Source organism: Niastella caeni (genome assembly GCF_004834005.1).
GTDB classification, from domain to species: domain Bacteria; phylum Bacteroidota; class Bacteroidia; order Chitinophagales; family Chitinophagaceae; genus Niastella; species Niastella caeni.
The window spans coordinates 218228-239840 of sequence record NZ_STFF01000004.1 but is presented as its reverse complement, the minus strand read 5'-3'; the positions used below and the strand labels follow the sequence as shown (position 1 = coordinate 239840).

At 44.5% G+C, this 21613-nt stretch carries 17 protein-coding genes; 12 read left to right on the top strand and 5 right to left on the bottom strand.

All coding sequences use genetic code 11. The annotated features are described in order from the left end of the window. Positions 1-106: 106 nt before the first annotated feature. Positions 107-2779 carry a DUF5916 domain-containing protein gene (locus FAM09_RS15900; RefSeq protein WP_136578117.1) on the bottom strand — a complete coding sequence of 891 codons (2673 nt, stop codon included), beginning with the start codon at positions 2777-2779 and terminating at the stop codon, positions 107-109. Positions 2780-3084: 305 nt separating this feature from the next. On the opposite strand from FAM09_RS15900, the gene FAM09_RS15895 reads away from it, so the two are divergent. Continuing rightward, positions 3085-4200: a Gfo/Idh/MocA family protein gene (locus FAM09_RS15895; protein ID WP_136578116.1), complete on the top strand. Its 1116-nt coding sequence runs from the start codon at positions 3085-3087 to the stop codon at positions 4198-4200. Between the two features lie 111 nt (positions 4201-4311). Here the strand turns inward: FAM09_RS15895 and FAM09_RS15890 are convergent, their stop codons facing one another. Next, positions 4312-4968, bottom strand: coding sequence for a YdeI/OmpD-associated family protein (locus tag FAM09_RS15890; RefSeq protein WP_136578115.1), 657 nt, complete (start codon positions 4966-4968; stop codon positions 4312-4314). 349 nt (positions 4969-5317) lie between these two features. On the opposite strand from FAM09_RS15890, the gene FAM09_RS15885 reads away from it, so the two are divergent. Next, a complete protein-coding gene (locus FAM09_RS15885) occupies positions 5318-5716 on the top strand; it encodes a response regulator (protein WP_136578114.1) in 399 nt (132 codons plus the stop codon). An 83-nt stretch (positions 5717-5799) separates the two neighbouring features. Further along, complete coding sequence (locus FAM09_RS15880; RefSeq protein ID WP_136578113.1) at positions 5800-6846, top strand: patatin-like phospholipase family protein; 1047 nt, start codon at positions 5800-5802, stop codon at positions 6844-6846. A gap of 49 nt (positions 6847-6895) precedes the next feature. On the opposite strand, the gene FAM09_RS15875 is transcribed toward FAM09_RS15880, so the two are convergent. Further along, positions 6896-7909 carry a DNRLRE domain-containing protein gene (locus FAM09_RS15875; protein ID WP_136578112.1) on the bottom strand — a complete coding sequence of 338 codons (1014 nt, stop codon included), beginning with the start codon at positions 7907-7909 and terminating at the stop codon, positions 6896-6898. A 434-nt stretch (positions 7910-8343) separates the two neighbouring features. Between FAM09_RS15875 and FAM09_RS31080 the strand changes: the two genes are divergently transcribed. Then, a complete protein-coding gene (locus tag FAM09_RS31080; RefSeq protein WP_208025580.1) occupies positions 8344-8496 on the top strand; it encodes a hypothetical protein in 153 nt (50 codons plus the stop codon). A gap of 67 nt (positions 8497-8563) precedes the next feature. Here the strand turns inward: FAM09_RS31080 and FAM09_RS15865 are convergent, their stop codons facing one another. Beyond that, positions 8564-9904 carry a T9SS type A sorting domain-containing protein gene (locus FAM09_RS15865; RefSeq protein WP_208025579.1) on the bottom strand — a complete coding sequence of 447 codons (1341 nt, stop codon included), beginning with the start codon at positions 9902-9904 and terminating at the stop codon, positions 8564-8566. A gap of 292 nt (positions 9905-10196) precedes the next feature. On the opposite strand from FAM09_RS15865, the gene katG reads away from it, so the two are divergent. From katG to FAM09_RS15845, 3 genes are all read left to right on the top strand, one after another. Next, positions 10197-12476, top strand: coding sequence for a catalase/peroxidase HPI (gene katG / locus FAM09_RS15860; RefSeq protein ID WP_136578111.1), 2280 nt, complete (start codon positions 10197-10199; stop codon positions 12474-12476). 655 nt (positions 12477-13131) lie between these two features. Then, positions 13132-13590, top strand: coding sequence for a GNAT family N-acetyltransferase (locus FAM09_RS15850; protein ID WP_136578110.1), 459 nt, complete (start codon positions 13132-13134; stop codon positions 13588-13590). A gap of 176 nt (positions 13591-13766) precedes the next feature. Further along, on the top strand, positions 13767-16472 hold the full coding sequence (locus FAM09_RS15845; RefSeq protein ID WP_136578109.1) for a PKD domain-containing protein: 2706 nt from the start codon (positions 13767-13769) through the stop codon (positions 16470-16472). A 95-nt stretch (positions 16473-16567) separates the two neighbouring features. Here FAM09_RS15845 and FAM09_RS15840 read toward each other — a convergent pair whose 3' ends face one another. Next, positions 16568-18172 (bottom strand): M1 family metallopeptidase, encoded by a 1605-nt coding sequence (locus FAM09_RS15840; protein WP_208025578.1) that lies wholly within the window; start codon positions 18170-18172, stop codon positions 16568-16570. Positions 18173-18379: 207 nt separating this feature from the next. On the opposite strand from FAM09_RS15840, the gene FAM09_RS15835 reads away from it, so the two are divergent. From FAM09_RS15835 to FAM09_RS15815, 5 genes are all read left to right on the top strand, one after another. After that, positions 18380-19117: a hypothetical protein gene (locus tag FAM09_RS15835; RefSeq protein WP_136578108.1), complete on the top strand. Its 738-nt coding sequence runs from the start codon at positions 18380-18382 to the stop codon at positions 19115-19117. A gap of 40 nt (positions 19118-19157) precedes the next feature. Further along, complete coding sequence (locus FAM09_RS15830; protein ID WP_136578107.1) at positions 19158-19547, top strand: DoxX family protein; 390 nt, start codon at positions 19158-19160, stop codon at positions 19545-19547. An 86-nt stretch (positions 19548-19633) separates the two neighbouring features. Further along, entirely contained in the window at positions 19634-20032 is a 399-nt protein-coding gene (locus FAM09_RS15825) for a hypothetical protein (RefSeq protein ID WP_136578106.1), read from the top strand. A gap of 331 nt (positions 20033-20363) precedes the next feature. Continuing rightward, positions 20364-20999, top strand: a complete 636-nt coding sequence (locus FAM09_RS15820; protein ID WP_136578105.1) for a hypothetical protein — start codon at positions 20364-20366, stop codon at positions 20997-20999. A gap of 150 nt (positions 21000-21149) precedes the next feature. Then, positions 21150-21605 carry a MarR family winged helix-turn-helix transcriptional regulator gene (locus tag FAM09_RS15815; protein ID WP_136578104.1) on the top strand — a complete coding sequence of 152 codons (456 nt, stop codon included), beginning with the start codon at positions 21150-21152 and terminating at the stop codon, positions 21603-21605. The last annotated feature ends 8 nt before the right edge of the window (positions 21606-21613 follow it).

Here is a 21613-nt window from a genome sequence, read left to right as displayed (position 1 = left end):
GCTGCACGCAAAATTCAGGCACACAACGTAAGAGCAGCGCATTTCACCACTCACCATTCACCGCTCACCACTACTTTCTCATTCCTCATTCTTAATTTCTTATTTCTCATTTCAGGAAACGGTACGTCCATTTAACTAAAAAGATATTTCTTGCCGCATTATTATCAAAGGCATTACTGAATAAACTTCTCGGAACGGGCACATCTTTGTCTAGGTCGGCAGCCGCATCGGGTGTATTGCTTTGCGACCAAACCAGGTAAAATTCAGATCCTGGCTTATACTCCCAACGCATAACGAAATTCGACCTGAACTGTACAAAGTTGAAATCGGGTTTACTGAAGCTGTAATCAACCGTGCCGTCTTTTTGCTCATCAACATGGTATTTACCATTTGCCTCACTGATCTGTCCATCGCTGAATACATAGAACCGGTCGTTGAGCTTTTTGGCCAGCGGGTCGGTTACATAGGCAAAGTGATCGTATACGGGGCGTGAAATGTATGGTTGTCCGTAGTATTGCAGGGTAAGATCGGGCGTAATGTTATAACTCAACCGGCCGGTGAACCGTAAGGTATGTTGTTTTACTTCACCAACAATGGTACGGGTGGCATTGCCAAAGGAAACATTGCTTACAAACTGGTCCTGTTTGCGCCAGGAGTAGGTATAGTTTGCACTCAGGCTGATGCGCATGGCATTGATGGGCTGAAAATAGAGCGACACCTCCAAATCATTGTTTTTCATGGTGCGTTGAAACCCCCAGAAATTATTGGCGCCAAGGAATACGTAAAACTTTTTACGGGAATCGCTGGTAACATAAATATTATGAGAAATGCCGGGCAAACGGCGAATGGCTGAAGTGCCGCGCAATGCATTGTTTGAAATGCCGAACACAGCCCAGGTGGTGCCGGTACCTGTTTGCCAGTTATTCTCAAAGGTGGCATGTGAGTTGAAATTGAAAGCCTGGTAAATATATTTGCCACTGTAATCCCACCTCGACCAATGGTTATAATTCAACCTGGCCGTACGAAAGAACAGGAACGATTTGGGCCATTGTAAACCTGCCCAGGTAAAATGATTGATCTCATTGGTCGTGAGCATAAAGCCAATATCATTCAACTCCAGCTCCGGTGATCGCATGGTGACGCCGGTCTCAAATTTAAACAACCGGCCATGCGGGCCAGATGTACCACCACTTTTTCCAAACCGGATAGTAGCTCCGGTACCCGTAAGCGCAGTGCGGTTACTGTCAACCGATACTTCGGGGGCGTCGGTTCGTTGAAACAGGTGTTCAAAGGAAGTTTGTGTATTGAGGATAGCCGTTTTACTTCCCTGAACATGACTGAACACCATGTTACCGCGAACATACCAGGTCCGGTTCTTCCAGGTATGAAAAAAATCAAGACCACCTGAATAGGCGTTGCTATGCAGTCGATCATTCAGTCCATCGGCCCGATTTACAGCGGTGAAGATGCCGCCAAAAATGGTTTTACCGCCATTGATGTCTTTCTGCAGTCTGCCTACAAAATAACTGGTGAGCGGTTCCACCAGCTCTTTTCTTTTTTCGCCATTATTATCAATGGTGGCCATTTCTTTTTGGGTAATGCTTTCCAGCACGCCAATGCTCCAGCCTTTCCGGGTCTTTCCACTGAACTTGGCCGCGCCCAGGATGGAGGTATTCAGCGGCATTTTCACATATTCATTTCCGTTCACGTTGGGGTAGGCGTGCGGCGAACTACCAACGCGGCGGGAGTAAAAAAGCAGGTCGGAATCATAATCGCCGCCGGCTTCAGAACCGGTCAACTGGTAATCGAAAATATTCCTGCTTTCCATAAAGAACGGCCGGCGCTCTTCAAAGAAATTCTGAAAGCCATCGATACGCACCTGCGAAGGATCGGCTTCCACCTGCCCGAAATCGGGGTTCACCGTGAAATCAAGGATCAGGTCATTGGTAACGGCAAACTTGCCATCGAGCCCGCCGGTTAATTTGGTATCGAAGCCTTTGGCGAATGGGTTGCCCTCAATTTTTTTGTATTTATCGGCCTGGATGGTTACATATGGCGCTATTTCAACCTGGCGATGCATGGGAATATTGTTCAATCCCTTCAGTTCGCCAAAGCGGCTTACCCATACCCCGGAATTTTGGGGAATATATTGCCAGGTCGACAATTCTTCTTTTCTGAAAATGCGTCGCGTAACCTGGATGCCCCAGGTTTTCTGTGCTTCGTTACCATAACGTAGCTGACTGAACGGGATCTTCACTTCGGCCGTCCAACCCGTTTCATCAATATGTGTTTTGGCAAACCAGATGGGGTTCCAGTTAACATCCCAGTTATTGCCGTCGTTGGAGACAAACTCATCGCCGCGTACCCCCGACACCGACAGGGTAAAAGAGAAGGCGGTACGTAGGTCGTGGTAGCTGTCGATATTTATTTCCACCCAATCACCGGGAAACTGGTCGCGGCGTTCCATACGTCTTATAATGGAATCAGGGTTCGCATCAATACAATGGTAAGCGATGTACAGAAACTTTTCATCGTATAGGATCTTGAATTGGGTGGGTTGTGCGGGTGCTTTGCCTTCATTGGGTTTCCATTGAATAAAGTCACCGCTCCATGCTACCGAATTCCAGGCTGCTTCGTTGGGAATTCCGTCTAAAGTAATAGCGCCCTGGATATGTTGCGTTAAATACGATCTTCTTACAACCGTTGTATCGGCGGGATTGCTCATGGCGGTTGTAGCGAAAAAAAGAAAAATGGTCACTAGCAGAAAGCTCGGGTTCATAAGCCAATTGTACAGATTCTTCCATATCTTTTAAAGTTAAAGTATAACAGCGGTAATATTCAAATACAGCCCCCCTTGCAAGTATCAGAACGACCGAAGGGAAGACAGGCCTGGCATAGTTTATGAAAAAAGCCTATTTAAGGGATGAGCGGAAAAAGTAATTAGTTTATTTGATAATATGCATTATTTGCTAATGCCTTCGGCACGGCCTCAGGCACAAATTACAGAGTATCTGCTCAATAGCACATTATCAAATTAGCACATTGAATTGATATGTTACTTAAATTTATTTAAAACTTGTCATTATGAATCCTCGTCGGCACTTTTTGCAAAAACTGGCGGCTGCGGCAATTGCCTTTCCATTGCTACCGGCCGAAGCACACTTATCTATTGAAAAACAGGCAACAGAAACGAATGATGGCCCGCCGTTGCGCGTAGCTATTATGGGGTTGGGCAGCTATGGCACCCGGGTTGCGGAGGCCATGAAAGATTGCAAACGGGCCCGGCTAACCGGTGTTATCAGCGGTACGCCTTCAAAGATCACCAGCTGGCAGTCGAAATACAATATACCGGCAAAGAATTGTTACAACTACGAGAACTTCGATGCCATTAAAGATAATCCCGACATTGATGCAGTATACGTGATAACGCCCAATGGGCTGCACCACGACCAGGTGATACGCGTGGCAAAAGCGGGTAAGCATGTTATTTGTGAAAAGCCGATGGCAGTGAACGCAAAGGAAGGGCAGGAGATGGTAGACGCCTGCAAAAAAGCGAATGTAAAATTGCTGGTGGGGTACAGAATGCATTTCGAACCCAAAACGCTTGAAATAGTGCGCATGCGCAAAGACGGGGAATTGGGAAAAATACTTTTCTTCCAGGGCTTAAGCGGATTCACGATCGGCGATCCCACCCAATGGCGGTTGAACAAACAACTGGCCGGCGGCGGCGCCATGATGGATATTGGGATCTATTCCATTAATGGTGCGCGTTATATGATAGGCGAGGAACCGGTTTGGATAACGGCACAGGAAACAAAGACCAATCCGCAAAAATTTAAACCAGGGGTTGATGAAACCATACAATTTGAAATGGGCTTTCCGGGTGGTGCGGTAGCATCCTGTTTATCCACTTACAATATGAATAACCTCGACCGCTTTTTTGTAAATGGTGATAAAGGATTTGGCGAACTGCAGCCCGCAACCGGTTATGGCCCTATTAAGGGGAAAACGAATAAAGGCGAGCTAACACAACCGCATACTACCCATCAAACAATACAAATGGATGAAATGGCCGCCATTATCCTGGATGGCAAACAGCCTATAGTGCCGGTAGATGGAGAAGAAGGCGTGCGGGACCTTAAGATAATTGATGCTATTTACCAGGCTGTTAAAACCGGGAAGAAAGTGGAGTTGAAGTAAGAGATAAGATGCAGGTTTCTGATCTTGAGATCCAGAGATTTTGTGATTTCCTTCGAATTGAGCATTACGATAAAATCTCAAAATCCCGAAATTCCTAAATCTCAAAATCTTTTAGAGATTCCTCGGGTTCTTCCAACCCTTCAATAACCTCTCCACGGTACCAGTGATGCGTTCCTGGCGGGTTTCGGGGCGTTTGGCAGTAACAATCCATTCCACATATTCCTTCTTATTGCTAAACGAAAGCGACTCAAAGAAGGCGGTGGCCTTTTTATTCTTTGACAATACTACTGCCAGGTCATCTGGCAGGCGAACGATCTTTTGTTTGGGGTCTATATAATCGAGGACCGGTCTTTCCTTGGGTTGAGCCGCCTTCTTTTCATCGGCCGCAGTTTTAAAGCGGAATGCAAACGCAGACCAGGTATCGTTGAAAGAGATGAGACTGATCCAATGAAACTGATCGTTCTTAAGAAGATTGTCCCAGCCTTTATCGCGGGTAAGGTCGGTCTGAATTTTTGAGGTGCCCTTGGGATAGTAGCACCAGCACAGCACCTCTCCTTTAACCAGCGGCATTACTTTGGGCAGTTCTTTATCCAGTTGCGCTTTATTGAGAATGAACCAGTGAATTTGCTGGAAGTTTTTCGCACTGGAAGAAATAGTTACTTCAGCCGGCAGGGGAGCGAGGTGCTTTTTAAAATCATCCGGCGCGTTGATGGTGCGCAGGGTGAAACCATCTTTGATCTTCAATTTTTGCGCAATAGAATTAGCCATAGCAGGGTTTGAAGCTAAGATAGTAAATGGCCGTTTGATTTGTTTATTGAAAATTGCAGCTTTCCCCGCCGATCATTAAAGTATTCTTGTGAAAATTAAATAGCTGTTTTGATGAACGGAAAGCAGGATGCAGGCTTAACAATATAATTTCACGGTATATGACCGGTGTAAACATTAATATTAAAGAGGCGGAAGCAATAGCCGGATTTTTTACCGCGTCAAAAAAGCAATAACATGACAAAGTGAATAATAATTTTATAGCATATTGAGTTGACTGACAATGCTTATCTTTGAACCGTTACAACAACAAGAGAAATCCATATTGCGCAGCATTAATTCCCGAAAGGCTATGCATCCAGTCAACAAAATTTTACTCGTCGATGATGATGAGGCTACAAATTTTCTTTCCAGGATACTTCTTCAAAAGATTCATGCCGCTAAAGAAATAATGGTGGCCGAAGATGGCCGGATGGCCCTGGACCTGATACAACAAACCGGCTGCCCTGATATCATTTTCCTGGACATCAGAATGCCGCAGATGGACGGGTTCGAATTTCTGGATTCCCTGGAATCGACAAACAAATGGAAAAACGCAAAGATCATTATGCTAAGCAGTGTGGTGCAGGCAGAAGATAAAGAGCGGGCACGCGCGTATTCCTCGGTTATGGATTGCCTGGAAAAACCAATTACGCAGGAAATGGTAGAGAAGGTAACGAAGGAATACTGGAGAGATAAAGCGCACGATTGAAATCTTAACACCTTGTTATATCGTATTTCGCATTACATATTGCCCATTGATTCAACTATCTTGTACTTCAAACATTCAGCCTGATGAAGAAAATTCTCCTGCTAACTGTGTTGATCATTGGTTTTGGTATCAGCTATTCTCAAACCATACGATATCGCAACCTGGTAATGGAAGGAGCAGGGGTGAAGGGATTTGCTTATGCAGGCGCCTTACAGGTGCTTGACAGCATGGGCATTTTGAAAGGCATTCAGCGGGTGGCCGGCACTTCTGTTGGCGCTATACAGGGAGCCCTGCTGGCGGTGGGTTATACTTCGGGTGAAATTATTGAGCTAACCTCGCACATCCCTTTAAAACAATTTAATGATGGCGGCTGGGCGGTGGTCGGTGGCATCAGCCGGGTGCGCAAACAATTCGGGTGGTATAAAGGAGAAAAGATCGCTAAATGGATGGAAGACCTGATTGCCGCCAAAACCGGTAACGGCCAGATCACATTTGCCGAACTGCATGCACAAAGTGCCGAAAAGGGTTATAAAGACCTGTATATAACAGGTACCGACCTTACCTATCAGATGCTTCGTGTTTTTTCGCATGAGACGTATCCGCAGATGCGTATTTGTGATGCGGTCCGCATTTCGTTATCCATTCCGCTGTACTACCGGGCCGTATTGATGGATGATAACGGCAAAGTATATGAAAAACCGAACGACAGGCAATTACTGCATGTTATGGTAGATGGCGGCGTACTGAGCAATTACCCGATATTTTTATTTGATTCGGTCAGGTATGTAAATGATCATAGCGCAGTTACAACAACCCGGTTCGAGAACCCCGAAACGTTGGGACTGCTGATGGAAATGCCCGAACAAATTCAATACAATGCACAGCAGCCGGGCATTTACCCGTTTTCCATTTATACCATGAGTGATTATTTAAAAGCGCTGTACCACACACTGATCGATAAGGCCAACCCGGAGGTTACGCATCCGGATTGTTTGCGAAGAACAATTGCTATTAACAATTTGAATCTCTCCGGCAGGGTACGAAAGCTGCCAAAGAAAACGATCACTGCATTGGTAGAGAATGGGAGAGAAGGAGCAAGGCGATTTTTCACTCCTGTTCCTGAAAATTAACCGCGCCACGGTTTCGAACCATGACACGGTTAAGGGTAATTACCACTGCTTATTGTGCAATAACAAATGGATGAGATGAAACGCTGTTACCCTGACGTACTACCAAAACCGCCATCCTGTTTTTCAGCACCTCACTATCGAGCGTAATAGTTGTTGTGTGCTTTCCCTTTGTTCCGTCGGCATTCATTGTTTTTAAAACGGCGCCGTCTATAGAAACAATTTGCAAAACAGTCTTTCCTTCTTTACTTAATTCATAATCTACCTTCACATTACCTGCCTGTAAATTGGTTTTTACCAGGGCAGCAATTCCATTTTGAAACTTACCCGACTGACCAGGAACATCACTGACAATTTCACTGGTTTCATTGGCAGACTTTTTTGCCGCGAGGGATGAACAGAAAGTAAGGCCAATGCGCAATTTGGGGTGTTTGGTAGCATCGGCATAATCGCTGCTGGCAAACAACATAGACCTGTAATAGCTTTCTGTTTGCAACCTGATGAAAAAGCCATTACGATCGGCGGGCGGCAAATTAATAAGGTCCTGCACCATTGCAGTAACGTTCAAATCAATAACATTATAGTTCCATTGCACACCATTGGAACCGGGCAAGGTAACCTGGTTGGTGGTGGTAGTGGAAGGTTGGTTATTCCAGGTAACCGTGCTTTCGTCCCAGGCAGAAGTTATCCGTTGCACATAGCAGGCATTGGCGCCATAACTTCCCAGCGAAATAGCCGCAGAAGTAGGAACGCCATATAATGAAAGGTAAGCATAAGAAACAACCGTTCCCTGCGGGATCAATTGCAGATCGGTAAAATTAACCAGCGACCTTACATAACCAACCGCACCGGAAAATGTCCAGGCAGCAGAAACCAACTGATCATAGTTACCATAGTTGGTATTGGCAACAGCGGGCGAACCGTTTATAGTTTGAACACGGGAATCTTTACCGTGACAGGCGCCGGGTTGTAAAGTTAGTTCGGTTTGTGCAAGCTGACTGTATCCGGAAGAAGTAATCATCATGGCAAGCATGCATTGGAGAAGCGTTTGATTCACTTTTTTCATACAAAAAATAAAGTTTAGTGTTTGGTGTAAAAATGTTCGATCAATAGTTTTTCGGAAATAAAATGCTAACAGGTAATTAAAGGAGTCACTTCATGTTTGATTTTTTAAGGTTAACAATAGGCATCGTACGGGCATGCCACATCAGCAGGATACCGTTACTGCCAACGCGGTATTCCTTTAGCAATATGCCATGCAACGTCAGCGCACACCCAACGGGTGCAGGCTGCAGGCTGAAAGTAATTGTCTTTTAACAGTGAGGATGTTTGATTGTCTGATTCGAACAATCCAAATTTGGGGTGGGCTCCCAAATTAAACGTTTATAGTATAACGTCAATAAACAAATGATTAATGCAATATACAAAAATCAATGAGACGGGTAATTATTTTTTATTAAAGACAAAATCTGCCAATAAATATATTTAGAATACCAGCATGTGAAAAAGTGGTTAAATGGGACTGACACTCGGATCCTGGAAGAACCGGGCATCGATAAAGACGATGGGGCTATCGGCGGGCACTGCGATGTAATAGTGAATGAAGGCAAAGCCTATGTTTATTATTTAAATTTAAAGGTTAATAAAAAGTAAAACCCCGACTTGCATCGGGGCTTTTGTCATGTAGCCTGTTTTGAGGGCTTGAATAATCCGCATATTTCTATTGTACAACAAGTTTGTAAGTTGATTGTACGCCTTTGCCGGTAGTTACAAACACGTTATAAATGCCCGGCGCCTTTCCGGCCAGGCTGTAAGGAACTTTTTGCGTGCCTGCTGTAAAAGCTGTAACAACAGGTAAGTTATCTACCAGGCGACCATTTGCATCATAAACCCTAATAACAGCCTGTTCATTCTTTTTCAATGTAACCGCTATTATGGCCTTGCCTTTAGCAGGATTGGGATAAATGGATATGCGATTGGCAGCAGGCTCGTCTCCCAGCCGGGTAGATCCATCACGCGTACCCGTTATATCCAATACACCAAGGCAATCCTCTGTTAATGTGGCGCCGGCGCCGGCCATAACCGCAGCTTTTACATTTGCAACCGGTGTTATGGTTAGTGTATACGGAGGCGTAAATGCGGTACCACTGCCGGTTGTATTGCCTGTAGTATTGGTAAAAACATTATCCCGCGCAGTAATGGCAGTATATGTATTATCCATCTTATCGATGGGCTTCTTAACATTTTCAAACACGTTACTTTCAACCAGCAGATCAGCTTCAAAACCCGCCATAACGCATTGTGCCGCCACGGTGCTGTTAAACAGGTTGTTTGCCACATGCACTTTTCCAAATCGGACCCTCGGCATACGTGCCACACAGCCCTGTGCCCACCAGCAATTTTGCAGGGTAACGCGCAGGTGCCCCCTGTCAGTAGTAGCGCCATCACCGGAGCCAAACAGGTCAGAAAAGCGGTGATCATCAGAACCACCAGGCCCATCGGGTATAGGCGCTTTGTTGTAAATGAACTTGCACCAGGTTACGCTAATGTAATCCGACATATTTTTAATATCGAAGTTGCCATCGAGTCCATCCTGAAATTCACAATGATCTACCCACACGTTTGCACAATTGTCCAGGGTCATGTTATCCCAACCATCTGTGTCGTAGGCGCCGGGCCCTTCCAGCGTGAGGTTCCTGAAAACGACATTTGTACATCGCTTAACGTAGATGATGCCCGAATTGCTTGTTGTAAGGTCAGTTGATACCAATTTAGCCCCTGGCAAACCAAAAATAGTTTTGTCTGACTGATCCTGGAAACTGATACGGCCGCCAGAAGGAATAGTAATAGTTCCTGAAACGTGCACCACTTTAACTGACGTTGAAGTAATGGCGGCTTTAAGATCGGTGTAATTAGTTACAATGACAGGCGTTGCTGTTCCGCCTCCGGTTACGCCGCCGTTCTCACTGGCCCAGCCAACAACCGCACATTGACTATTTGCAGATAAACCGGTAAGGCACATGGCTGTGCTTATAGCCCAGGGTACGAATTTTGATTTCATAAGATGTTTATTGATGCACTTGTATAACAAGGTTAGTACCATATTCATCTAATAGCAATAATTAATGATGCCTTTATTTATGCAAACGTTCCCAAAACAACATAATGTTGAACATAAGCATGTATTTAAAAACCTGTTTCGACTATCAACCTTCGGCAAAAAAAAACAACTTATAGGTTTTAACTATCGAAATATAGAATTAATCGATTATGCTGATCACCTCAATGTCATAATTTTATGACCCTGAAAAAACCAGGCGCAATAATTAGTTCATTCACCATAACTTATAACAATGGAAAAAGAATCAAAAGACATTAGTAAGTGCCCTTTTCATAATGGCAGTTTAAAGCAAAGTGTTGGCGGTGGCGGAACCAGGAACCGTGACTGGTGGCCTAACCAGTTAAAGATAAGTATCCTGCGTCAGCATGGGGAGAAATCAAACCCGATGGGCGGGGAGTTTAACTATACCGAAGCATTTAAAAGCCTCGACCTGGAAGCTGTGAAAAAAGACCTGCATGCACTCATGACCGACTCGCAGGACTGGTGGCCGGCAGACTTCGGGCATTATGGCCCTTTGTTCATTCGCATGGCATGGCATAGTGCCGGCACCTACCGGGTGCATGATGGCCGTGGCGGCGGTGGCGCCGGACAGCAACGTTTTGCCCCATTGAATAGCTGGCCCGATAATGTGAGCCTCGACAAAGCCCGCAGACTGCTTTGGCCTGTCAAACAAAAATACGGCAACAAGATCTCCTGGGCCGACCTGATGATCCTTACCGGGAACGTAGCGCTGGAATCAATGGGTTTTAAAACATTTGGCTTTGCCGGTGGGCGCCCCGACGTATGGGAACCGGACGAAGATGTGTATTGGGGTTCAGAAACCACCTGGTTAGGCGGCGACATTCGTTACGCCAATGGTTCACCAGGCGTGCCAAAGGAACATGGCGTTGTTTCGTCAGACGACAATGCCGATGGGAAGATCCACGCCCGCAACCTGGAAAACCCGCTGGCTGCCGTGCAGATGGGTTTGATCTACGTAAACCCCGAAGGTCCTGACGGTAATCCAGACCCCATAGCTGCCGCTAAAGACATTCGCGATACGTTTGGGCGCATGGCAATGAACGATGAAGAAACAGTTGCGTTGATAGCCGGGGGGCACAGTTTTGGTAAAACCCATGGCGCTGCACCTGCCGGCCCCAATGTAGGCAAAGAACCTGAAGCTGCCGGTATAGAATTGCAAGGCCTGGGCTGGGCCAACAGTTTTGGTTCTGGTAAAGGCGCCGATACGATCACCAGTGGACTTGAAGTTACCTGGACGAAAACGCCTACTCAATGGAGCAATAACTTCTTTGAAAACCTGTTTGGCTTTGAATGGGAATTGTCAAAAAGTCCGGGTGGCGCACACCAATGGGTAGCTAAAAATGCAGACGCGATAATCCCACATGCGCATGATGGTTCAAAAAAGCTGGTGCCCACCATGCTTACCACCGATCTCTCTTTACGATTCGATCCCGCTTACGAAAAAATATCCCGCCGCTTTTTGGAAAACCCCGATGCATTTGCAGATGCCTTTGCGCGGGCATGGTTTAAATTAACGCACCGCGATATGGGACCACGTGCCCGTTACCTGGGCCCCGATGTGCCGGCAGAAGAACTGCTTTGGCAGGACCCTATTCCCGCAGTTAACCATACATTGATAGATGACAATGATATTGCAGCATTAAAAGCAAAAGCACTGGCATCCGGATTAAGCGTAGCTGAACTGGTTTCCACTGCATGGGCTTCGGCTTCTACCTTCCGGGGATCCGACAAACGTGGGGGAGCAAACGGCGCGCGTATTAGGCTGGCTCCGCAAAAAGACTGGGCCGTAAACAACCCGGCGCAGTTGCAGAAAGTATTGAATAAACTGGAGGGCATACAAAAAGAATTTAATGGCGCCCAGAAAGGCGGTAAAAAAGTATCGCTGGCAGACTTAATTGTACTGGCTGGTTGTGCAGGTGTTGAAAAAGCAGCGAAAGACGCAGGACAGGCGATCACCGTTCCGTTTACGCCTGGCCGTATGGATGCCTCACAGGAACAAACCGATGTAGAATCAGTTGGCTACCTGGAACCTCTTGCAGATGGTTTCCGCAACTACCGCAAATCAAAACTCCCAGCATCTACCGAAGCGTTGCTGATAGATAAAGCACATTTGCTTACGCTTACAGCGCCAGAGTTAACGGTATTGGTGGGTGGCATGCGCGTGCTGAACACCAACTTCGATGGTTCTAAAAATGGTGTTTTCACTGCACGTCCCGGTGTGCTTACCAACGATTTCTTTGTAAACCTGCTCGACATGAACACAGCCTGGAAAGCTGTTTCTGAAGACAAAGAACTGTATTTAGGCAGCGACCGCGCTACCGGCCAACCCAAATGGACAGGCAGCCGTGCAGACCTCGTATTTGGCTCTAACTCAGAACTGCGAGCTATTGCAGAAGTGTACGGAAGCGCAGATGCAAAGGAAAAGTTCGTGAAAGACTTTGTAGCCGCCTGGAATAAAGTGATGAACCTTGACAGGTTTGATTTAGTGTAAAAGCACTTAGCCCGAATTGCAGTAATGCAGTCGGGTGGGGTAGTGGAATAAACAAAAAAAAGCGTCCCTCTGGTTTAACCGGGGGGCGCTTTTTTGTTATCATGATTGGGATAGTCATTGCAGCCGTTATTGCTATTCCGGTTGTTTATATAGCCGCCAGTAAATGGCTTAATAATTTTGCTTTTCATATCGAGCTGGGTTGGGCTATTTTCATAATAGCGCCTTTACTCTTAATTTGCCGTCGCTTTTATTACCGTTAGTATGCAAAGTGTTATATTTCAACACCTGTGGTTGGATGGGTAGGTAACTCAAGTACTTTGAATCCTAAACTTCTGGCCAGTTGTAAGCTTCCAGGGTAGCATGGACTTTCCATTGCAATGGTATCACCGGGCTTTCCCAAAGCCATCATACAAAAAGACAAAGCGTTCATTCCGCCCGCAGTAGTTACCAGATCATTTTCGCCAAGGCCTCCTCCCCAGCTTTCAACACTTCACTCCTGATCAGTTTGGCAATGTTGTTTGAGATCTCCATGTAAAGAAAATCATTCTTCATATAGCAAAGATAACTGTGTCCATAAAAATAACACAAACTGTGACTGTGCCCATTGAAGACGCTTACCTAGTTTTGCATCACAAATTATAAATATTGAAAAAACATGTCAGAAGTAATTATTAAAACAGGTAAAGAGAATATGGATGTTAAAACGATCCATCGCTATTTAAGTGAAGATTCTTATTGGGCCAGGGGCATTCCTTATGCAATGGTAGACCATTCGCTGACTCATTCTTTTTGTATCGGCGCCTTTGTAAATGGCCAGCAGGTAGGGTTTGGACGAGTTATAACCGATTATTATACTTTCGGATGGTTCGCTGATATTTTTGTGTTACCTGCATTTCAGGGAAAAGGAATTGCCAGGAAAATGTTATCCAACATTATGATGCAACCCTGGAGCAAGCGATTAAGAAGGATGATGCTTAATACAAGCGATGCCCATGGTTTATACCGCCAGTTTCAGTTTAAGGACCTTGCAACCCCATCTAACATCCTGGAACTCTATAACCCCAATATTCACTTGCTGTATAAGGAAGAAATAGATTCTTCCAAGGCTTCATGAGAGCTGCCTGACCTGAGTCAAGCAAGCTCAAAAACCGGTTCCACTTACACGTTTATCGCTCAAAACTGCACGTCTATTCTCAAAACTGCACGCTTATAAACTTATATATAAACTATTTAGATTTTTGCGTAAACTTGAGTATTTTGGGACTGCCAAAACCCTTAACCCCCTTGATAATGTTCAGATCCGTAGGAACCTGCTTATTATTTATTTTATGTTTTCTTACGCAAGCGTATAACCAGTCAACCTGTCCGCCCAACTTAGATTTTGAAGCCGGCGATTTCACTAATTGGCAATGCTTTACCGGAAGGGTAGATACGTTAGCAGGAAAAAACATAATGATCCTCAATCCCTCATCGCCTGAACCTACCAGGCATGAGATCATCTCTGCTTCTTCCAATCCCGGATTAGATCCATATGGCGGATTTCCAAAGCTTTGTCCTTACGGCGGTAACTATTCAGTTAAGCTGGGAAATAATGCAATAGACGCCCAGGCAGAAGCCATCTCCTATACTTTTACGGTACCAACCACTATCGATACTTTTACTTTCACTTATTTTTATGCGGTAGTATTTGAAGATCCTCAACATGCTATGAAGGAACAACCACGTTTCTTTGTAACCGCTTATGATGTAGGAACAGGAGAATTGATCAACTGTGCCTCTTTCGATTATGTCTCCACCGCATCACTTCCCGGTTTCCAGCAATCTCCTACAAACTCTGGTGTATTGTTTAAAGCCTGGACGCCTACATCCCTTCAATTTGCCGGCCTGGGTGGTCATGAAGTTCGCCTGGAGTTCCGCACGGGCGATTGCACCCTGGGTGGCCACTTTGGATATGCTTATATGGATGTAGCGAGTGCCTGCTCTAACATTCTGGCCACAGCGCCGTATTGTATAGAGACAAATTCGCTTATTCTCGATGCGCCCTTTGGCTTTAAAAATTATACCTGGTACAATTCTGATTTTTCTACCATAGTAGGCACCGGCCAATCTATGACGATGATCCCGGCCCCGGTGACCACAGGTGTTTTCTATGTTGATGTGGAACCTTATCCAGGTTTCGGTTGTCGCGATACGTTACAGGCATTTGTTAAACCAATGCCTTTGCCGGATACTCCGGATGTGAAGCCTCAATATTTTTGCCAGTATCAATACCCTGCGCCTATAGACGCAAGTGCATTACCGGGGCATACCTTGCTATGGTATACATCAGAAACAGGTGGGGTTGGAACTTCTACCACGCCAAGGCCACCAACGAACACCGCCGGCCCTTCATCCAAATACTATGTTTCGCAGAAAGCCCTGTTTGGTTGTGAAGGGTTCAGAAGGGAAGTTGTAGCAAATATTATTTCAACGCCTATTCCTTCATTCACTATCAATAATATACGACAGTGCCAGAACGGCAACAGCTTTGTTTTTTCAAGCAACTCCACCAACCTGGATAATGCCACTTACAAATGGGAATTCGGCGACGGGCAAACGTATTCATCCACCGACACTTTTTCTAAATACAGCTATACCACAGCCGGTTATTTTAATGTGAAGCTGAAAGCAATGAATGCCAATACCTGTCCGGCAGAAAAAACGCAACTGGTTGTAGTGGTGCCGAAACCGGTAGCAGCATTTGCATACCCTTCACCCCTGTGTGAAAATCAAACCCTGGTAACGTTAACAGACCAATCTTATGTTCCATCGGGTATTGCCAGCATTAACCAGTGGTGGTGGAATATAAATGGGAATATTGTGCAAACTAAGGTGGCTCCATCTGCTACTGCACAGCCGGGCCCCTATCCTGTAAAGCTTGTGGTGACCACAACGGAAGGTTGCCGGTCAGACACAAACACTGCCATATTAAATATCCGGCATCGCCCTCTTACTGCCTTTGGCATTGGCGATCTGTTGTGCAATAATGAAGTCATCCGTTTCACAGATCAATCTACAATGCCTGCAGCCGATGTAAACAGGGAAATGATCACAAAATGGCACTGGACATTCGACAATTCCATCACCACCAATACGCAAAACCATTATACCCATTTCAGTGCGGGTATACACAAGGCGCAACTGATAGCGGAAACCAGTAACGGATGCAAAAGCATTCCACTGGAGCGTAGTTTCGAGATCTTCCCAAAGCCAATAATAGATCTTGACATCAGCGATTCCTGTGTGTATGTACCGGTAACCTATACGGCCACCGACGTGTTGAATAATGTGGTAAAATTCAACTGGAAATTTGAGGATGGCCATAAAGAATGGACTTCCCGCTTTACAAGGTACTTCAATTATGAAGGAAACAGATCGTTTACCCTGTATACATTAAGTGATAAAGGTTGCAAAGACACGATCTACAGACCGTTTACCATTTTCGATAATAAATCCTTTGCAGGAAAAGATACCATAGCTGCCATGGGTGAACCTGTTCAGTTGGATGCCAGGGGAGAACCCAATATGCAATACACCTGGACACCGTCAATAGGTTTGAACTATTCTGACATTGAAAAACCTGTAGCGACGCTCGACCGCGACCAGCAATACCAGTTATACACGGTTACTGATAAAGGATGCAAAAAGCAATCACAGATCTTTATCAAGCGGTTTGCAGGACCTGAGCTATACGTTCCAAACGCCTTCACACCAAACAACGATGGCCATAACGACCGGTTGAGAGTAAAGCCTATCGGTATTAAATCGTTTGGTTACTTTGCCGTATATAACCGTTGGGGGCAAATGGTCTTCCGCACTACCAATTATAATGAAGGGTGGGACGGAACAATAGGCGGAAAGCCTGTAGGCACAGAGACGTTTGTTTATGTTGCACAGGCCGTCGATTACAAAGGAAAAACAATGGTAAGAAAAGGAACAGTGATCCTGTTAAGGTAGTTCGATAAATAGAACGACGCACCAATAATAAAGCCCAGTAAAGCAAATTTTACGGGGCTTTTAAGTTAAGCATATTTACATGTGACTGATGATCGTTACCCAACCTTTTTAACCTTCACATAAAAATCTTTTTCAATAATTAAGCTATCTTGCGAAGAAACGCCGTTCACCTTCATTTTCTGCCACGAGCTTGTTGGATGGATCCATTTTTCTTTAGTAAGGCTTGTTTTTATGGGCATTGTAAAATCAGGCAGGCAATTGCTGAACCGGTAATGAAACTGGTTGTCGAAAACTTTATATTCAAACACCGGCACCTGCGGCGTACGTAAGTACTGATCAAAAACTTTAGAAAGGTTCATTTTTGCCACCTTGCTTATATAATCTTCTATCTGCTTTGAAGTGACCACCTGGTGGTAAAAGCGGCGATTCATATCTTTTAATATTTTTTCGAATACGGGATCATTATTAATGATTGTTTTGATCATGTGAATAAGGATCCATCCTTTCAAATACATATCGTCTCCTGCATTTGCAAATATTCCGTAGCGTGAAATAACAGGATTTTTATCCCCGGTGCCTTTAGCGCTTCTTGCAATAAAAAATTCCCGCGAAGCTTGTTCTCCATAAAAGCTTCTCATAGCCAATTCTTCAGCATACCCTGTAAATCCTTCCTGTAGCCAGGTATCTGCCGGGTCACTTGCAGTAATACTGTTCCCAAACCACTCATGTGCACTTTCGTGAACGATCAAACGGTCAACCCGTTTATCCCAATAGGATAGATTTTTAAACCCGTTCCTGCCATTGGTAAATTGATTACCATACGCAACGGCACTTTGATGCTCCATTCCAATATAGGGCGCCTCCACCATTTTAAAACCATCCTCATAGAATGGATACGGGCCAAACCAATATTCCAAAGCCTTTAGGGTTCTGCCTACTTCATAGTGCAAATAGCCTGCAGCTTTGGGTTTGTTATAATCCAATACCCAAAAATCAACATCCAGATTTCCTTTTTCTCCTTCAAAAGAAGAAGGAATATGCACGTATTTACCAATATACAGTGTAGCCCCATAATTATTAATAGGGTTTACAACAGACCACCTGTAGGTAGAGGTACCGTCCTTGTTTTGCATTATATCTTGCAAACGCCCGTTTGATACGGCCACCAGCGAATCGGGAACGATCACGGATACAGACATGCCGCTATCGGGCTCATCGCCCAAATGAACTTTACAGGGATACCATACGCTTGCTCCGATCAACTGGCAGGCAACAGAGATCCAGGGGCGTTGCAGGGAATCATAACTCCATACGAATCCTCCATCCCAGGGCGCCTTTTTCGATTCTTTAGGCTGTCCTGAATAGTACACAGTAATATCCTGAATAGCATGTTTTTTGTGGCCTGGCAATTCAACAAACCAGGCATCGCCCTCATTGCGGAACGGTAGTTTTTGATTGCTGAAAAGAATACTATCGATCTGCAATGGCAATCTCAGATCAATTTGCATGGTAGGCGAGGGATGTGCCGAAAGGACTTTATACCTGATTACATTTTTGCCTGAAATGCTTTTGTGTAAATAATCCGGTTGAATAGTTAGGTTATAATGCAATACGTTCCACCAGGTTCGGGTGGCCAGGTTGGCGGCACCTTTTAATGAGTCTTGCCTTGTAGGCGTATTTGGTGGTTCAGATTGTGCCAAAGCATTTACCGCCGCAAGCATTAGCAAAGCCAGGAGAACAATAAAAATCCTGCAGGACATGCCTGTATACCCCATAACTAATTATTTAGTCAAATATAACTAAATAATTAGTTATTCAAAGGAATATAATTGTAGGGTTTGAAGTTGGCGACCTTACACACCTAAAATGTTTGTATATTTTCGTTACAATTTGAAACAAGATTTAATATGAAAGCACTTGCCTTATTTATTACGGTACTTCTTACCGTTGCTACGCATGCACAAAACACCATCAATAATTACAAATATGTATTAGTGCCCGAAAGGTTCGATTTCTTCAAGACAGATAACCAGTATGGGCTGAACACTACAACCAAATTACTGCTGGAAGACAAGGGATTTACAGTGGTTATGGGTAACGAGCAATTGCCACCGCCATTAGCTGCCAACAAGTGCAATGCACTCAAAGCCGAACTGACAGAGAAAAAAGGGTTCTTCGTCACCAGCTTAACCCTGCTGTTGAAAGACTGCCAGGGCAATGTCATTTTCAAAAGCAAGGAAGGTAAAAGCAGGGAGAAAGAATGGCCGGCGGCGTACAATGAGGCTTTAAGAGATGCATTCTCAACACTGAAAAGTACGCCGTATAATTATGACAGCACCACGGTTATGCAACCGCAACAAGCTACTGTGGCCCCGGCAGCTCCGGCTGCGGCGCCCGCTCCAACACCGGCCGCTGTTACCGACATCACCGGCATCTTATATGCACAGGCTACTACCAATGGTTATCAGTTGATAGATACCACACCCAAAAAAGTATTGACGCTGCTTAAAACTTCCATGCCCGATTATTTTATAGCTGAAAACGGTGGGTTGAACGGCGTTGTGTTCAAGAAGAATGAAGAGTGGATGTACGAGTACTATAAAGACAACAATCTTGTTTCGCAAAAACTGCAGATCAAGTTTTGACGAATAAGGACAAATTAAAATATTAACCAAACTAACGATTATGCAACCGAAAACTATCAACATTCTTTACTGGGTGTTTACCATTTTGTTTGCAGCACTCATGCTATTTTCTGCTTATGGCAGCATACTTGTAAACGATGATGCGAAGAAGCTGATACATGATTATCTTGGTTTTCCGGTATATTTTATTCCATTCACAGGCTATGCCAAGCTGATAGGCTCCATTGCAATTTTAATACCCGCACTAAAAACAACAAAAGAATGGGCGTATGCCGGGTTGTTCTTTGACCTTTTGGGCGCTGTATATGCCGGTATTGCCGTATCCAAAACTTTTGACCCCATGATGCTTTTCATGCTGGTTTGGTTTGTGCCTGGTATTTTGTCTTATATTTTCTGGAAGAAAAAATTGCAGATCGCGCCGCATCATTAGTTTCAGGATTTGGTGATCGTATATTGTTTGATGTTACAGGATAATATCACTAAATTCGACGCCTAATCAAAAAAACCGATTTATCCATGAGAAAAACACTCTTATTCAGTGTTCTGACACTGTTAGTTGTAACTCAGACTTATGCGGCTACACCTGCCCGTACCCTTTGGGTAAAGCATTTTCAGCAAAACAACATTACCACTACCTACAATGTACGCATCAAACTGGTACATTCCGATGGAAGCCCTGTTACCGGCCCCCTAATGTTGCGCGGCGGCTGGGCCCGTAATGAGGCCACCGGCGTATATTATGACGCTACCGACCGGGAAGGCTATGAATTTGAAGGATTGCCTGCCGGTACGTATACTTTCGGCGCATATCCCGGCCCCTGGGAAGGTGCTGTACCAAAGACAGTGACCCTGACCCCCAGCCAGGTTGGACCGGATGGATTTATTGAAGTATCACTCTTGTTCTGGGTTGAGTAATTAATGATTTAAATAGCTGCCTCAAAAAATAGGAGTGATCTTATTTTTTGAGGCAGTTTCAATATAGCTTCTACAAGGTATTACCCGTTAATTTCGATCAGCTTATCATTATTGCCATTGAAGGTGCATATATACACCTTTTCCTGAGGCGAAATACAAATGTCCCGCAAACGGTGGCACAGATTTTACATCTATTCCAGTAGCTGATCTCATTCTCCGGTCATAAAAACATATGAACAAATGGAAAACCATAACCAGGTCATTGAAATCAATGAGTTCGCGAGATCATCTCCTGTATTGGGGCTTCCCGATAATTTTATCCTTTATTTTGATGGTCTGCTATTTTCAGGGGCCTCACTGGCTGCAGGAACTGTCGGCCTCTTCCTACAATCGCGAGTTTGGTTTAGTTGAAAACACCCAGAATGCTATACTGTTATGCACTATTTATATGGCATTTCGGTTATTAATAATACCCCATAGCAAATGGCTAAGGATTGTTCACCTGCTGATCTTTTTCACGGCGGTTTTTGTTTTACTGGAAGAGATCGATTACGGACATCATTATCTCAATTACTTAAATGATGCCGATGCCGGGCAACGCAGCATTAATCATAACATCCATAATTTGCCTGATGTCAACAACCAGATAAGGCTTGTCTTTTATATTCTCATTGCCATTTTCGTTATCATTCTTCCTTATTTTTCATCATCCGGGCTGCCATCGTGGCTGGTGCATTTTGTGGCAGATATCCGTTTGCAACTAACGGTACTGGCTTTTCTGATCATTTCACAAGTGGCTGGCATCTTTTACGCGCTGTCGCACCACACCAACAGGGCGCTGGAAGGCAATATTTCTGAATTCGAGGAACTTCCATTGTATTACCTGCTTTGGCTATATGTATATATGTTGCACAGGCAGGAGAGCAGGCATTTTGCTCCGGCGCCACAACTACAACCCGGCGTATAGCATTAAGGCGTTACGCATTACAGTTATTTATCCTCCGCAGCAAGAACACATTCCGTCGGTTAAACTATTTCGAACTGGTCAAATTTATTTGGGTGCCGCTGAAAATTATATTATCTTAGTAACTAAGATATTTACCTAATAAGATATAAAATGGAGAACGACGTAACCAGGCAAACAAGAAAACTGAGCCAGCTATATGCATTCACTTCTATTCAAATGCACGAAGCCATTGCCCGGAAGGCAGGGCTTTCAGGAACCGACCATAAATACTTAGGGTTTTTAATAGAAAAAGGGCAAATGACAGCAGGGGAGCTTTCTACATTAACAGGTTTAACCACAGGCGCAGTTACCGGTTTAATAGACAGATTTGAAAAGAAAAAACTGGTGAAAAGAAAATTTGCTGAAGACGACAGGCGGAAGGTGATCATTGAACCTGACACGAAAAAAATAATGACACTTTTTGTACCGCTTTATAAAGAATTCCGGAAGAAGTCGGAAAAATTGATTGCCTCATTTTCAACCAGGGAACGCAAGATCATTGAGACTTACTTTTCAAAAGCAATTGAAATAATGAATGATACAACAAGTAAACTCAACAAGAAATAATCGCAAAA

What these genes read in the sequence shown, in the direction of transcription:
- FAM09_RS15900 (WP_136578117.1), bottom strand. Translation starts at nt 2,779, where the DNA reads ATGAACCCGAGCTTTCTGCTAGTGACCATTTTTCTTTTTTTCGCTACA.
- FAM09_RS15895 (WP_136578116.1), top strand. Translation starts at nt 3,085, where the DNA reads ATGAATCCTCGTCGGCACTTTTTGCAAAAACTGGCGGCTGCGGCAATT.
- FAM09_RS15890 (WP_136578115.1), bottom strand. Translation starts at nt 4,968, where the DNA reads ATGGCTAATTCTATTGCGCAAAAATTGAAGATCAAAGATGGTTTCACC.
- FAM09_RS15885 (WP_136578114.1), top strand. Translation starts at nt 5,318, where the DNA reads ATGCATCCAGTCAACAAAATTTTACTCGTCGATGATGATGAGGCTACA.
- FAM09_RS15880 (WP_136578113.1), top strand. Translation starts at nt 5,800, where the DNA reads ATGAAGAAAATTCTCCTGCTAACTGTGTTGATCATTGGTTTTGGTATC.
- FAM09_RS15875 (WP_136578112.1), bottom strand. Translation starts at nt 7,909, where the DNA reads ATGAAAAAAGTGAATCAAACGCTTCTCCAATGCATGCTTGCCATGATG.
- FAM09_RS15865 (WP_208025579.1), bottom strand. Translation starts at nt 9,904, where the DNA reads ATGAAATCAAAATTCGTACCCTGGGCTATAAGCACAGCCATGTGCCTT.
- katG (WP_136578111.1), top strand. Translation starts at nt 10,197, where the DNA reads ATGGAAAAAGAATCAAAAGACATTAGTAAGTGCCCTTTTCATAATGGC.
- FAM09_RS15850 (WP_136578110.1), top strand. Translation starts at nt 13,132, where the DNA reads ATGTCAGAAGTAATTATTAAAACAGGTAAAGAGAATATGGATGTTAAA.
- FAM09_RS15845 (WP_136578109.1), top strand. Translation starts at nt 13,767, where the DNA reads ATGTTCAGATCCGTAGGAACCTGCTTATTATTTATTTTATGTTTTCTT.
- FAM09_RS15835 (WP_136578108.1), top strand. Translation starts at nt 18,380, where the DNA reads ATGAAAGCACTTGCCTTATTTATTACGGTACTTCTTACCGTTGCTACG.
- FAM09_RS15830 (WP_136578107.1), top strand. Translation starts at nt 19,158, where the DNA reads ATGCAACCGAAAACTATCAACATTCTTTACTGGGTGTTTACCATTTTG.
- FAM09_RS15825 (WP_136578106.1), top strand. Translation starts at nt 19,634, where the DNA reads ATGAGAAAAACACTCTTATTCAGTGTTCTGACACTGTTAGTTGTAACT.
- FAM09_RS15820 (WP_136578105.1), top strand. Translation starts at nt 20,364, where the DNA reads ATGGTCTGCTATTTTCAGGGGCCTCACTGGCTGCAGGAACTGTCGGCC.
- FAM09_RS15815 (WP_136578104.1), top strand. Translation starts at nt 21,150, where the DNA reads ATGGAGAACGACGTAACCAGGCAAACAAGAAAACTGAGCCAGCTATAT.